Below are 13,999 nucleotides of genomic sequence, written 5' to 3' on the forward strand. Positions count from 1 at the left end.
ACAGTATCACCAGCCCGGCTCCGGGCTGACGCGGAGCGTCAAATGCGCAGGGAGCACGCGGGGCACCCCGCGGAGGGAGGGTTCCGCGAGGGCGACGGGGCCGCGGATCGCCTGCGGTCACTGCTCCGCTACGCGGTGCTCGCGCCGTCGCGCCACAACACCCAGCCCTGGATCTTCGAGATCGAGGGGGACGAGGTCCGAGTCTTCGCCGACGCCTCGCGCGCGCTCCCCGCCGCAGACCCCGATGGCCGGCAGCTCCTCATGGCGTGCGGCGCGGCGCTCGTGAACCTGCGCGTCGCCGCCCAGCACTTCGGCCACACCCTGTCGGTCGAGACCATGCCCGCCCATCGCGCGGACGGCCTCGTCGCGCGGGTGCGGCTCGAGGAGCGCTGGGCGTCCACGCCGGAGGCCGAGGCCATGTTCCGCGCCATCCCGCTGCGGCGCACGAACCGGCTCCCGCTCGACGGCCGCGAGCCACCGGACGGCCTCCTCACGGCGCTGCTCCGCGAGGCGCGCCGGGAGCACGTGTCCCTGCGGGTCGTCGAGGAGCGCGAGCGGCGAGCGGTGTCGGAGATCGTGGCCGAGGGCGACCGGCTCCAGTGGGCGAGCGGCAGGTTCCGGGCCGAGCTCGCCGCCTGGACGCGCTCCAACTCGTCGAGCCGCCAGGACGGCCTGCCGGGCTACTCCTACGGCATGAGCGACGCCGCCGCCTTCGTGCACCCGCTCGCCGTGCGCTTCGCGGGGACCGGCCGCGCGGAGGCGGACCGCGACCGGCGCCGGGCGATCGGGACGAAGGCCCTGCTCGTCCTGTCCACGCCGGACGACGCGGAGGCCGGCTGGATCGCCGCCGGCGAGGCGCTGCAGCGCGTGCTGCTCCGCGCCACCTGCGCCGGGCTCTACGCGTCGTACTTCTCCCAGGTCATCGAGCTCCCCGACCTGCGCCACCGGCTGCGCGAGGCGATCGGGGAGCGCGGCGCGCCCCAGATCATGTTCAGGCTCGGCTATGGTCTCGAGGTGCGCGCTCCCCCGCGGCGGCCGGTGGAGGGCGTGCTCCGCGCGTTCGCCGCCACGCCCGCGCGGCCGCAGCCCCTCGCGCTGCGCGCCCCGCCGCTCGCGCTGCCGCGGCCCGGCATCCTGACGGGCGGCGCGCGGCCCACCCGGGCTCAGCCCGGGGGCGCCGCGCCGAGCCGGTAGAGGCGGGTCCGCTCCGCCGCGCGCGCGGCGTGGAGCGGGTCCTCGCGATCCTGGACCCGCGGATGCGCCGGGCGCGTCTCGCGCACGTCGCGGACCACGAGCCCCGCGGCGACGGCGAGCGCCTCGACGGCGCCGGGGGGCCGGAGCCCGAGCCGCTCGGCGAGATCCGAGATGACGATCCAGGCCTCGCCGCCCGGCGCGAGCCGCGCGGGCAGCGTGCGGAGGAGCCGGTCGAGGAACCTGCCGCCGGGGTCGTACACCGCGCGCTCCAGGGGCGAGGCCGCCTCGGCGGGCAGCCAGGGCGGATTCGAGACGACGAGCTCGACCGGCGCGCCGTCCTCGGGGAAGAGATCCGCCTGCACCACCTCGACGCGATCCGCGAGCCCGAGCCGCGCCGCGTTCTCGCGGGCGCACGCGACCGCGGCGGACTCGACGTCGGTCGCGACGACCCGCGCGCCGGCGCGGGCGAGGACGAGCGCCAGCACGCCCGTGCCGGTGCCGACGTCGTAGGCCCGCTTCCCCGCGACCGGCCACTCGGCGGCCGCGGCAGCGACGAGGTCCACGTACTCGGCGCGCACCGGAGCGTAGACGCCATAGCGCGGGTGGACGCGCGCGCCGAGGGCCCGCACCTCGACGCCGCGCCGCCGCCACTCGTGCGCCCCGACGATCCCGAGCAGCTCCCGCAGCGGCAGGAGCCCGGGCCCCTGCGGCATGGGGCCGAGGGCCTCCTCGCAGGCGGAGGCCACGTCCGGCGCCCGGGGGAGCGCGACGCGCCAGCCCGCCTCGACCGGTACGACGAGGCGGGTGAGCACCTCGTGCTCGAGCCGCTTCAGCGCGCGCTCCCGCCGGAACTCCGACGCAAGGTCCTGGGTGGGGGGAGGGAGCGGGAGAGCGGGCCGCCGGGCGCCGGGCGCAGGGCGGCCGCGCCGTCTGGCGCCGGAGGGGGCCTGGCCGGGGCGGGCGAGCCGCCGCGCCATGGCGGTGAGGAGCTGTCGCGCATTGTGATAATCGCCCTCGTACACGAGGGCCTCCCCGCTGCTGGCGCGCGCGACGGCGACCGCGGCGGTGGTGCGGTCGTCGGCGGCGCCCGCCCGCGCCGGCGCAGGCACGAGCTGCGAGAGCCACGCGGCCCGGCGCTCACCGGACGGGGTGCGCCAGATCAGCAGAGGGGGCGAGATCACCGGGGAAGCTCGTTGCGGCACCGTTCCACGAGGCGGCGTTCGGTCGGCCAGTTAAGTTATGTCGCGACATGTCATCACCCGAGACCGATCTTCCCGTCCCGGCGCCGAGCGCCAACAACCTGAGCTTCGTCGAGAAGCTGTACTACGAGTGGCTCGCCGAGCCCAGCGCGGTGGACGAGCGCTGGCGCAGGTACTTCGAGGCGCTGCCGGCCTCCCCGGGCAGCGAGCCGGCGCCGGAGGCGTTCGCGCCTCGGCGGCCGAACGGGGCCGCGCACGCCGCCCCTGCTGCTGCGGCGACCGCGTCGGCGGACGCCGCGTTCCAGGCGCGGGTGGACCGGCTCGTCACCGCGTACCGCGAGTACGGCCACCTGCGGGCCGACCTCGATCCCCTTGCGCTCACCCGCCGCGCGGAGCGCTTCTCACTCGCGGCGTTCGGGCTCTCCGAGGCGGACCTCGACCGGCCCGCGGCGGACCCGGAGGGGCACCGCGGTGACACGCTCCGGCAGCTCGTGGCGAGGCTGGAGGAGACCTACTGCCGGACGATCGGCGTCGAGCTCGCGCACATGCACGACGCCGACCTGCGCGGCTGGCTCGAGCAGCGGATGGAGCGCACGCGCAACCGCGTGTCGCTCGACGCCGGGGTGAAGAAGCGGCTGCTCGAGAAGCTCGTCGAGGCGGAGACGCTCGAGCAGTACCTCGGGACGAAGTTCCTCGGCGCGAAGCGCTTCAGCGTGGAGGGCGCCGAGGGGCTCCTGCCGCTCTTCGAGCTCGCGGTGGATCGGGCCATCGGCCACGGGGTGCGCAACGTCGTCATCGGCATGGCGCACCGCGGGCGGCTCAACGTGCTCGCCAACGTGGTCGGCAAGCCGCTCCGCGACATCTTCGCCGAGTTCCGCGACGCGGCCATCGTGAACGCCGGCGGGGGCGACGTGAAGTACCACCTCGGCTACTCCTCGGACCGCGAGAGCGCCGAGGGCGTCCTCGTGCACCTGTCGCTCGCGTTCAACCCGAGCCACCTCGAGTGGATCGACACGGTGGTGCAGGGGCGGGTGCGCGCGAAGCAGGATCGCTACAGCGACACCGGGCGCCAGCGCTCGCTGCCCATCCTCGTCCACGGCGACGCGGCGTTCGCGGCCCAGGGCGTCGTCGCCGAGTCGCTCCAGATGTCGGAGCTCGAGGCGTACACGGTGGGCGGCACGATCCACGTCATCGTGAACAACCAGGTCGGCTTCACGACCTCGCCCCGCGACGCGCGCTCGACGACCTACAGCACCGGCCCCGCGCGCATGCTGCAGATCCCCATCATCCACGTGAACGGCGAGGACATGGAGGCGGTCGCCCAGGCGGTGCTGATCGCCGTCGACTTCCGCCAGCGCTTTCACCGGGACGTGGTGATCGACCTGTGGACCTACCGGCGGCACGGCCACAACGAGGGGGACGAGCCCGCGTTCACCCAGCCCGTCATGTACCGGGCCATCGCGCGCAAGCCGACCCTGAAGGCGCTCTACGCGCAGGCGCTCGTGAAGGAGGGGACGCTCGCGGCCGGCGAGCTCGAGCAGATGGTCGCGCGCTACCGCGCGCGGCTCGAGGAGGCGTACCACGACTCGGCGAAGATCGCGGTCCAGGCGGGCGCCCCGCCGATGACCGGGTTCTGGAAGGACTTCCGCGGCGGGGCGATGGGCCGCGAGGAGCCGCAGACCGGCGTCGCGCCGGACGTCTTGCGGAAGGTGGGCGACCTGCTCGTCGAGGTCCCGCGCGGCTTCCGCGTTCACCCGAAGCTCGCGAAGGTGCTCGAGGCGCGCGCCCAGATGGTGCGCGGCGAGAAGCCGGTGGACTGGGCGATGGCGGAGGAGCTCGCGCTCGGCACGCTCGCGTGGGAGGGCACGCGCATCCGGCTCTCCGGCCAGGACACGCGACGCGGCACCTTCAGCCACCGGCACGCGGTGCTCTACGACCACGAGTCGGGCATCCCGTACTCGCCGCTCGCCCATCTGCGGAGCGGCCAGGGTCCGGTCGAGATCCGCGACAGCCTGCTCTCGGAGGCGGGCGCGCTCGGGTTCGAGTACGGCTACAGCCTCGAGATGCCGGACGCGCTCACCGTCTGGGAGGCGCAGTTCGGCGACTTCGTGAACGCGGCGCAGGTCATCATCGACCAGTTCCTCTCCTCCGGAGAGGCCAAGTGGAACCGGCTCTCCGGGCTCGCGCTGCTCCTGCCTCACGGCATGGAGGGGCAGGGTCCGGAGCACTCGTCCGCGCGGCTCGAGCGCTTCCTCGAGCTCTCCGTGGACGACAACTGGCGCGTGGTGAACCTCACCACCCCCGCCCAGTACTTCCACGCGCTGCGCCGCCAGGTGCGCTCGCCGTACCGCAAGCCGCTCGTGGTGATGTCGCCGAAGAGCCTCCTCAGGCACCCGAAGGTCGTGTCGCCGCTCGATCAGCTCGTGCAGGAGCGCTTCCGCCCCGTGATCGACGACGAGTGGGTCGACCCAACGGAGACGACGCGGGTCGTCCTGTGCTCGGGCAAGCTCTACTACGACCTCGCCGCCGCGCGGGAGGCTCAGGGTGCGCGGCACGCGGCGATCGTACGGCTCGAGCAGCTCTACCCGCTCGACGTGGAGTCGGTGCGGACCGCCATCGCGCGCTTCCGCCCGGGGGTCGAGATCGTCTGGTCGCAGGAGGAGCCGTCGAACATGGGCGCGTGGGACTACGTGAACGCCCACCTCGCGCCGCGGCTCCCGTCGCGGATCGCGCTCGTCTCGCGCGGACCGTCGGCGAGCCCGGCGGCCGGGTCGGCGACGCGCCACCGGCTCGAGCAGGAGCAGCTCGTGCGCGAGGCCCTCGGAGAGCCCGTCTCGCGGATCCGCGCGGAGCGCGCGGCCGCCCAGGAGCGCTGAAGATCATGTCCATCCAGCTGAAGGTCCCGTCTCTCGGAGAGTCGGTGACGCAGGCCACCATCGGCGCGTGGCTCAAGAACGAAGGCGAGCGCGTCCAGGTGGACGAGCCGCTCGTCGAGGTCGAGAGCGAGAAGGCCACGGTGGCGGTCCCGGCGCCCGCCGCGGGCGTCCTGAAGCGGGTGCTGAAGCGCACCGGCGACACCGTCGCGGTGGGGGAGGCCATCGCGGAGCTCGAGGAAGGCGCCGCCGGCGAGGCGGCCGCGACATCCCCGCTCGGCTCGGGCCCCACGCCGGGTGGCGTCGTCCCCGTGGCGCGGGCCGAGCCTCCGCCCCCTGCTCCGACCCCGCCTGCAGCGGCCCCACCGACCGTGCGTACCGCGCCGGCGGCCCCCGCACCCTCCGCGGGTGCGCGCCGGGCCCCGCCGAGCGCGCGGCGGCTCCTCGCCGAGCACGGGCTCGAGCTGGGCGCCGTGGCGGGCTCGGGCCCCGGAGGCCAGGTGCGCAAGGAGGACGTGGTGCGCGCCCTCGAGCGGCCGGCGGCCGCGCGCGGTCCCGCGCCCGCGCCCGCCCCGGCCCCCAGGGACGGCGCGACCGCCCGGGAGCGCGTCGTGGCGATGACGTCGCTCCGGCGCACGGTCGCTCGGCGGCTCGTGGAGGCCCAGCAGACCGCCGCGATCCTCACCACCTTCAACGAGATCGACATGTCGCGCGTGCTCGCGCTGCGCGAGCGGCACGGGGAGACGTTCCTCGCGAAGCACGGCGTGAAGCTCGGCTTCATGTCCTTCTTCGTGAAGGCGGCGGTCGAGGGGCTGCGCGCGTTCCCGGTGGTGAACGCGGAGGTGCGCGGCACCGACATCGTCTACAAGGACCACTACGACATCGGGGTGGCGGTCGGCGGCGGCAAGGGGCTCGTGGTCCCCATCGTGCGCGACGCGGACGCGCTCTCCTTCGCCGACGTGGAGAAGACGATCGGCGAGCTCGCCAGGAAGGCGCGGGACAACCGCATCACGATGGACGACCTCGCCGGCGGTACGTTCACGATCTCGAACGGCGGCATCTACGGCTCGCTGCTCTCGACGCCCATCCTGAACCCGCCGCAGTCCGGGATCCTCGGGCTCCACAAGATCGAGAAGCGCGCGGTGGTCGAGGGGGACGCGATCGTCGCGCGGCCGATGATGTACGTCGCCCTCTCGTACGACCACCGCATCGTCGACGGACGCGAGGCGGTGCAGTTCCTCATCGCGGTGAAGAACGCCATCGAGGATCCCGAGCGGATCCTGCTCGAGATCTGAGGCGGGACGGGTCGGCGGCCGGGCGTCCCCGGAGCCCTCGAGAGGGGCGAGGATCGCCCGCCGTGCTCAGCGCTGCCCGGCTCCCGTTCTCGCACCGCCGCGGGCGGCCGGGGGCGCGGCGCCGGGTCGTCCGCCGGGCAGGAAGAAGTAGACGCGCGCGTCGAGCACCATCCACTGCCCGGAGTCGTCCTTCTTCATGAGGACGGAGGCGTGGGGGTGGGCGGGACGGGGAGCGGCGGCCGGGAGGTTCGGCCCCGTGACGTCCTGATCGAGGTCGAGCAGCACGGCCTCTCCGAGCGTCCGGACGCGCTCGATGCGGATGCGGTGCTTCGAGCCCTTGAGCGGCCCGGCGAGATCCTCGCGGAACCGCTCGAGCACCTGTTCCCGCCCGAACGCGCGCTGACCGCGCGGGTTGACGAAGGTGCCGTCCGGCGCGAAGAACGCGGCCAGGGCGTTCGCGTCGTGGGCGTTGAACGCCGCCTCGAGCTCCCCCACGCGCTTCTCGAGATCCGGCGCCGCGGCGGCTCGCTCGCCCTCCGCCGCTGCGGGGATCGCGATCGCCAGCGAGAGTACGGCGGCTGCCATCCGCTTCCTCATGGTGAACCTCCCTGGCACACGGTGCGTGACGGCGTGCCGGATGGTCGCAGCCATATCGCGGGCGCGCTCGCGCGCCCGCTCACGCGTGGGGGAGCACGCCGCGCTGCGTTCGCACGTGCTGCGGGCGAGCGGGCGGCTCGGCGCCGGGGCGGGGGCTCGCGCCGGGCACGGGCGTCACGGCGACGCGCCGAGCGCCGGGCGCTCCTCGCCCACGAGGGCGAGGAGCGTGAGGGCGTCGTGCACGGCGTGCCCGCCGAGGTCGTTGTTGAAGTAGACGAACGCGTCGCCGCCGCTCTCCGTCCACGCGAGGAGCTCGGCCGCGAACGGCCGGAGCGCCTCCACCCCGTATCGCCCCGAGTAGCGCCCGGTCGTGCCGTGGAAGCGCACGTAGCGGAAGCGTCCCGTGAGGCGGGGGGGCGGGCGCCTGATCTGGTCGTGCTCGCAGAAGGCGGCGCCGTGACGATCGAGCACGTCACACGTCTCCTCCGAGTACCAGCCCTCGTTCCGGAACTCGACGACGTGGGGGCCGGCGGGGACCCGTCCGAGGAACCGATCGAGGCGGGGAAGGTCGGGCTTCATGTGCGGGGGAAGCTGCCAGAGCACCGGCCCGAGCTTCCGGCCGAACCGCGACACCGGCGCGTAGAAGCGCTCCAGCCCGGTCTCGGCGTCGAGCAGCCGCTTGAGGTGCGTGAGGTAGCGGCTGCCCTTCACCGCGAAGGTGAACCCGCGCGGCACCACCGAGCGCCACCGCTCGACCGCCTCCGGCGTCGGGAGCCGGTAGAACGTCGCGTTCATCTCGACCGTGTCGAAGAACCGGGCGTAGTGCGGGAGCCACTCGCGCTGGGGCAGCCCCTCCGGATAGAGGACGCCGCGCCAGTGGCGATACTGGTACCCGCTCGTGCCGACGCGGACGCGTCCCATGTCGGCAATCTAACGGCGGCGCTCGATTCGGGAACGCCCGGCGGGAGTCGCTCGCGGGCCGGTCGAGCGCCGGCGCCGGCGCGGGCCCGGGGTCGACTTTCGGGTCGAGGAGGCCGAGCGGCCAGGGGTCGAGCTCGCGGTGGGGGAATCGTTCGGGGACGAGGTCGGGGTCGCCCCCGGCCGCTCGCGCACGACGTCCTCCGGTCGCTTGTCCTCCCGGAGCCCCTGGAACGACGGGTGGCGGATCTTGCCGTCGTGCGTCCACTCGGTGAACGCGACCTCGCAGACGAGCTCGGGCCGGACCCAGTGCGCGCTGCGGCCCAGCCCGCCGGCGGGCGGCGGCGTGAACGGGGACTCCTTCCGTGAGAGCGGCGCGAGCCGCTCCCGCAGGGCGCGGGCGCCCTCGTTCGTCCACCCCGTCCCGACCTTCCCGGCGAAGCGCAGCGCGCCGCCCTCCGGGTAGCCGACGAGCAGCGCGCCGATGGCGTCGCGGGCCGCCCCCTCGGGATCGGTGAAGCCGCCGACGACGAGCTCCTGCCGGAGCACGCACTTCGCCTTGACCCAGGTGGCGTTCCTCCCGGGACGGTAGGGGCGGTCGATCCGCTTGGAGACGATGCCCTCGAGGCCGAGCCGGCACGCCTCCCGGTGGACGTCGCGGCCGCTCCCGGAGAAATGCTGTGCGTAGCGGATGATCCCGGCGCCCTCGCCGACGAGCCGCGCGAGGACGGCCTTGCGCTCGAGGAGCGGGCGCTCGGCCAGATCCTGCCCATCGAGGTGGAGGAGGTCGAAGACGAAGTAGAGGAGCTCGCGCCGCCCCGCGCCGAAGGCGTTCTGCAGCGCCTGGAAGCTCGTGCGCCCGTCGGGCAGTACGGCGGCGACCTCCCCGTCGAGGAGCGCCGAGCGGACCTTCAGCTTCCGCGCGGCGGCGGCGACCTCCGGGAACTGGGCCGTCCAGTCCTTGCCGTTGCGGCTCCAGAGCGTGACGGCGCCGTCCTCGATCGCGCAGCCGATCCGGTAGCCGTCGTACTTGATCTCGTGGACCCAGGCGGCGCCCTCGGGCGCCTCGTCCACGAGCTGCGCGAGCTGTGCGCGATAAGGCTGGACCTTCGTGCGTGAGGCCACGGATCCGAAGCTCGCAACGCGAGGAGGCCCGGCCAAGCCCCGGAGGTTCCGCCCGCCGCCCGCCGAGGCCGCGCTCGAGGCGCCCGCTACCTCCGCGCCGGCGGCGGCGAGGCGTGGCGCGGATCCTCCGGCCACGCGTGGCGCGGGTAGCGCCGGGCGAGCTCGCGTCGGATCGACGGGTAATGCCGCTCCCAGAAGCCGGCGAGGTCGGTCGTCACCTGCACGGCGCGCTGGTTCGGGGCGAGCAGATGCAGGACGAGCGGCACCTTCCCGCCGGCGAGCGCCGGGCCCTGCGCGAGGCCGAAGAAGTCCTGCAGGCGGCTCTCGATCCAGGGCGGCTTGCCGGCCTCGTAGTGGACGCGGGTGCTGCGCCCGCCGGGCAGCGTCAGCCGCTCGGGCGCGAGCCGCTCCAGCGCGGCGCGGGCCCTCGGGTCCTGGCGGGCGAGGATCGCGCCGGGCAGGTCCGCCTCGCGCAGCTCCGCGAAGCTCCGCCGCCCGGCGCACAGGTCGCGGAGCGCCGCGGCGAGCTCCTCGTCGGAGGGCGGCGAGAGGCCCGCGTCCGGCGCGTGCCGCGCCGCGAAGGCGAGGCGCGCGACGAGCCGGTCCACGGCGCCCTCCGGCGCGAACGCGCTCGGCCCGCGGGCCAGCGCCTCCTCGGCGAGGAGCGCGGCGACCTTCTCCGGATCCGCCTTCGGCGCGCGGACCTCCTCCAGCACCAGGTCCTCGTACACGAGCCGCTCGGTCGCCTCCACACGCTCGGCGGCGCCGTTCCATCCGACGGCGTCCTCGTAGCGGAGCGCCGCAGGGAACAGATCGAGCAGCATCTCGTCGGTCACGGCGCTCGCGACGCGCACCCGCGCCTCGGCGGCGCGGGCGCCCGGCGGGCGGCGATCGCCGCGGCGCTCCTCCGCGTCGACCGCCACGAGGAGCGGCGCCTCGCGCACCACGCTCGCGGGGTCGAGCCGCGCGCTGCCACCGCCGACGAGGACCACCTCGTCCGACCCCGGCGCGCGCCGCCGCGCGACGCGATCCGGATAGGCGGCGAGGGTGGCGAGGAGCAGCGCGTGCTCCTCGGAGGTGGTGCCGGCGAGCGGGGAGGAGGGCGCGGCCGGGGACGGGGACGACGTCGAGGGCGGCCCGATCGACCTCAGCAGCCGCTGCAGCTGCCTCCGGCTCCGCTCGACGGCCTGCACCGCGCCCGGCTCGAGCCCCATGCGCCGGAGCCGCTCCGGCGCGAAGCGCGCGCGCGCGGCCTCCTCGAACGCCTGCGCGAGCTCGAGCAGGTCGGAAGGGCCGGTCGGCGGGAGCGCTCCGCCCGCGAGCGCGCGGCGATCGCGCACGTCGCGCTCGCCCAGGAGGGCGGCGAGGAGCGCGCCGGCGTCGGGGGCGCCGCGCGCGGCCGCCTCGATCGCGAGCCGCGCCTGGCGGGGGTGGACGGGCAGGCGGAGCATGCGCCGACCGGCCTCGGAGATGGCGCCGCGCGGGTCGATGGCGCCCAGCCGGACGAGCAGCCCGCGCGCGGCCTCCCACGCGGCCGGAGGCGGCGGCTCGAACCACTCGAGCCCCTCGGCGGCGTCGAGGGCGGCCAGGGCGAGGAGCGTCTCCGACAGGTCCTCGCGGAGGATCTCCGGCACCTCGAACCCGGGGCGGGCGTCGTGATCGTGGCGCGTGTAGAGGCGGAGCGCGCGCCCGGGCCGGGTGCGGCCGGCGCGGCCGGCGCGCTGTGCGGCGGAGGCCCGGCTGATCTTGCGGAGCTCGAGGGTCGGGAGCCCCGACCACGGGGAGTGCGACGCGACGCGCGCGAGCCCCGAGTCCACCACGGCCACCACTCCTTCCAGGGTGACGGAGGTCTCGGCGACGTTCGTCGAGAGGATCACCTTCCGGCGCGGCCCGGGCCGCACGGCCCGGTCCTGCTCCTCGGGCGGCAGATCGCCGTGCAAGGGCAGGAGGTCCACCTCCGCGGTCGCTGCCCACGCCGCGAGCGCCTCCCGCGCCCGCCGGATCTCCGCGGCCCCCGGGAGGAAGACGAGCACGTCGCCGTCGATCCCCTCGCGGTGAAGCCGGCGCACGGCGCGCGCGACCGCGTCCTCGAGCCGGACGTCCGGCCGGGCCGCCTCCTCGGGGGAGAGGTACTCGACGGCGACCTCGAAGCGCCGGCCCTCCGAGCGGAGCGAGGCGGCGCCCAGGAACCGGGCCACCGGTCCGGCGTCGAGCGTCGCCGACATCGCGACGAGCTTCAGATCGGGCCGCGAGGTCCGCTGCAGGCGGCGGAGCAGGGCGAGCGCGAGGTCGCCCTGGAGATGACGCTCGTGGAGCTCGTCGAGGACCACCACCCCGACGCCGGGCAGCGACGGCTCGGCGAGGAGCCGGCGCGTGAGGAGCCCCTCGGTCACGAAGCGGATGCGCGTGCTCGGGCCCGCCACCTCCTCGAACCGCACCTGGTAGCCGACCGTCTCGCCGGCGCGCTCGCCCCGCTCCTCCGCGACCCGCCGTGCCGCGAGCCGCGCCGCGAGCCGCCGCGGCTCGAGCACCACGACCTCGCCCTTGCCCGCGAGCCCGGCGGCGTGGATCGCGGGGGGGACCCGGGTCGTCTTGCCCGCGCCCGGCGGCGCCTCGATGACGAGGGACGGCCCGGCGCGGAGCGCCGCGACCGCGTCCGCCAGGATGTCGTCGATGGGGAGCCGCTGCACGCGCGGGGGTTGTACCCGAGGGAAGGGGCCGACGCGACTGCGCCCGGGATCGGGGGGGGGTGGCGGGGCGAGTCGGGGCCGAGGGTTCGTTCACCCTACGTCAACGCACATGCGAGCGATATCGGCTCTACAGGCAAATCCCGGGTCGCGGCCATGTCGCTCGCCGACGGGGGCCGATCGGAGTTTGCACACCCCCTCCGGGATGCGAAACTCGGTGCGCCCCCAACTGGAGGTCGCTCGCCGTGCGCACCGCATCGCTCAGGAACAGGTTCCTCGTCTCGCTCGCCGCGGTGCTCTCTCTCACCATCGCCCTCGCCGCCCTCGTCACGCGATCGGCGCGGGAGCGCCAGCTCCTCGACGCCGCCTCCGGAGAGATGCTGGCCGACGTGGCGGCGTTCGACGCCGCGGTCGCCGCCGACGCGGAGGGGCTCTCGCGCGCGCTCACCGTGCTCGCGCACCAGGAGCGCCTCCTCGCGCCGTTCGCCACCCACGATCGCGACGGGCTCCTCGCCGCGGCCGCCCCGCTGTTCGCCGAGCTGAAGGCGACGAACGCGATCACGCACATGTACTTCATCGATCCGGACGGGCGCGTCTTCCTGCGCGCCCACAAGCCCGAGCAGCGGGACGACGTCCTCAAGCGCGCGACCTTCCTCGCCGCCGCGAAGACCGGCCGGAACGCGCACGGCATCGAGCTCGGCAAGAACTTCTTCTCGCTGCGGAGCGTCCGGCCGGTGTCGCTCGGCGGCGCGCCGCTCGGGTACCTCGAGGTGGCCGAGGAGATCGACCACCTCTTCGCCCAGACGAAGGCGGTCACCGGCGAGGACGCCGCGCTGTTCCTGCGCACCGACTACCTGCGCGCCAAGGGGGCGGAGCCGACGAAGGAGGTCGTCGGCGAGTTCCAGCTGCTCGAGGCGACCGACCGGGCGCTCGCGCACGAGCTCGGCGGCGCGGTGGGGCTCGCCGGCGGGCTCGAGGCCCCGGTCGCGCGGCTCTTCCGGCGCGGCGACGCGTGGTACGTGGCCGGGATCGGTCCGCTGCGGGACGCGAGCGGGGAGGTCGCCGGGGTCCTCTTCTTCTTCCGCGACGCGACCGCGCTCCACGCCGCGTCGGTGCGCGACGGCTGGACGACGATGGCCCTCATCGCCGCGATGATGGTGGTCGCCGGGGCGCTGCTGTACGGCTCGCTGCGGCGCAGCCTGTTCGCGCTGCGCGAGGCGGCCGCCGCGTCCGCCCGGATGGCCGCGGGCGACCTCTCGATCCGGATCGAGGCGCGCGCCCTGGACGAGGCGGGGCAGGTGCTCTCGGCCATGCGCGACACCGTCGGCCAGCTGCGCGGCGCGGTCGGGCAGGTCCGCGACGCGGCGGACGGCGTGGCGTCGGGCAGCGAGAAGCTGCGGGGGGGCGCGGAGCTCATCGCCCGGACGACCTCCGAGCAGGCCGCCGCGGCGGAGGAGGCGGCGGCCAGCGTCGAGGAGATCTCGGCGACGATCGTCGCCACCGCGCGGGACGCCGACGCGGCGGAGCGCTCGGCGCTCGCGTCGGCTGCGTCGGCGGAGGAGGGCGGACGCGCCGTCACCGAGGCCGTGGCCGCCATGCGGCAGATCGCGGAGAAGACCGGGATCGTGGAGGAGATCGCCTACCAGACGAACCTCCTCGCGCTGAACGCCGCCATCGAGGCCGCCCGCGCCGGCGAGCACGGCAGGGGATTCGCGGTGGTGGCCTCCGAGGTGCGCTCCCTCGCCGAGCGGAGCCGCGGCGCGGCGCAGGAGATCGGCGAGCTCTCGGACTCGACGGTGGCGGTCGCGGAGCGGGCGGGGGCGGTGCTCGGCCGGCTCGTGGCGGACATCCGCAAGAGCGCCGAGCAGGTCCGTGACATGGCCGCTGCGACGCGCGCGCTCGCGACGGGCGCCGCGCAGATCAGCGGGGCCGTGCAGGGGCTGAGCTCCGGCGTCCAGCACACCGCGGGCGCGGCCCAGGAGATCGAGGCCACCGCGCAGGACCTGGAGCGCCGCGCCGACGAGCTGCAGGCGGCGATCGCGTTCTTCCGGCTGGGCTCGGCGGGCGAGGAGCCCGCAGCGCGGCCGGCGCCTCGCCGCGCCGCCTGAGCG

At 75.4% G+C, this 13,999-nt stretch carries 9 protein-coding genes; 4 read left to right on the plus strand and 5 right to left on the minus strand.

Going from position 1 to position 13,999, the window contains the following annotated elements:
* The first annotated feature begins 42 nt into the window (after positions 1–42).
* The gene (locus MLV88_RS09605) at positions 43–1,194 is read left to right on the plus strand and encodes an Acg family FMN-binding oxidoreductase (protein WP_242341010.1); all 1,152 of its coding nucleotides are present in this window, start codon (positions 43–45) and stop codon (positions 1,192–1,194) included.
* On the opposite strand, the gene MLV88_RS09610 is transcribed toward MLV88_RS09605, so the two are convergent.
* Positions 1,164–2,375, minus strand: coding sequence for a methyltransferase (locus MLV88_RS09610; protein ID WP_243337341.1), 1,212 nt, complete (start codon positions 2,373–2,375; stop codon positions 1,164–1,166). The genes MLV88_RS09605 and MLV88_RS09610 overlap by 31 nt on opposite strands.
* 68 nt (positions 2,376–2,443) lie before the next feature.
* Here MLV88_RS09610 and MLV88_RS09615 point away from each other — a divergent pair, with 68 nt between their 5' ends.
* Complete coding sequence (locus MLV88_RS09615; RefSeq protein ID WP_243337344.1) at positions 2,444–5,269, plus strand: 2-oxoglutarate dehydrogenase E1 component; 2,826 nt, start codon at positions 2,444–2,446, stop codon at positions 5,267–5,269.
* 5 nt (positions 5,270–5,274) lie between these two features.
* Positions 5,275–6,561, plus strand: a complete 1,287-nt coding sequence (odhB, locus tag MLV88_RS09620) for a 2-oxoglutarate dehydrogenase complex dihydrolipoyllysine-residue succinyltransferase (protein ID WP_243337346.1) — start codon at positions 5,275–5,277, stop codon at positions 6,559–6,561.
* A gap of 66 nt (positions 6,562–6,627) precedes the next feature.
* Here odhB and MLV88_RS09625 read toward each other — a convergent pair whose 3' ends face one another.
* The 4 genes from MLV88_RS09625 to hrpB all read right to left on the minus strand — a co-directional run bounded on the left by MLV88_RS09625 (position 6,628) and on the right by hrpB (position 11,891).
* Positions 6,628–7,146 carry an SgcJ/EcaC family oxidoreductase gene (locus tag MLV88_RS09625; RefSeq protein WP_242352602.1) on the minus strand — a complete coding sequence of 173 codons (519 nt, stop codon included), beginning with the start codon at positions 7,144–7,146 and terminating at the stop codon, positions 6,628–6,630.
* A 186-nt stretch (positions 7,147–7,332) separates the two neighbouring features.
* Complete coding sequence (locus tag MLV88_RS09630) at positions 7,333–8,079, minus strand: DUF72 domain-containing protein (protein WP_242334250.1); 747 nt, start codon at positions 8,077–8,079, stop codon at positions 7,333–7,335.
* Positions 8,080–8,088: 9 nt separating this feature from the next.
* On the minus strand, positions 8,089–9,201 hold the full coding sequence (gene ligD, locus MLV88_RS09635) for a non-homologous end-joining DNA ligase (RefSeq protein ID WP_242334253.1): 1,113 nt from the start codon (positions 9,199–9,201) through the stop codon (positions 8,089–8,091).
* An 86-nt stretch (positions 9,202–9,287) separates the two neighbouring features.
* Positions 9,288–11,891: an ATP-dependent helicase HrpB gene (gene hrpB / locus MLV88_RS09640; RefSeq protein ID WP_243337348.1), complete on the minus strand. Its 2,604-nt coding sequence runs from the start codon at positions 11,889–11,891 to the stop codon at positions 9,288–9,290.
* A gap of 242 nt (positions 11,892–12,133) precedes the next feature.
* Between hrpB and MLV88_RS09645 the strand changes: the two genes are divergently transcribed.
* A complete protein-coding gene (locus MLV88_RS09645; protein ID WP_243337350.1) occupies positions 12,134–13,996 on the plus strand; it encodes a methyl-accepting chemotaxis protein in 1,863 nt (620 codons plus the stop codon).
* Positions 13,997–13,999 lie beyond the last annotated feature (3 nt).

The organism is Anaeromyxobacter soli, assembly GCF_022808855.1.
Classification (GTDB): Bacteria; Myxococcota; Myxococcia; order Myxococcales; family Anaeromyxobacteraceae; genus Anaeromyxobacter; species Anaeromyxobacter soli.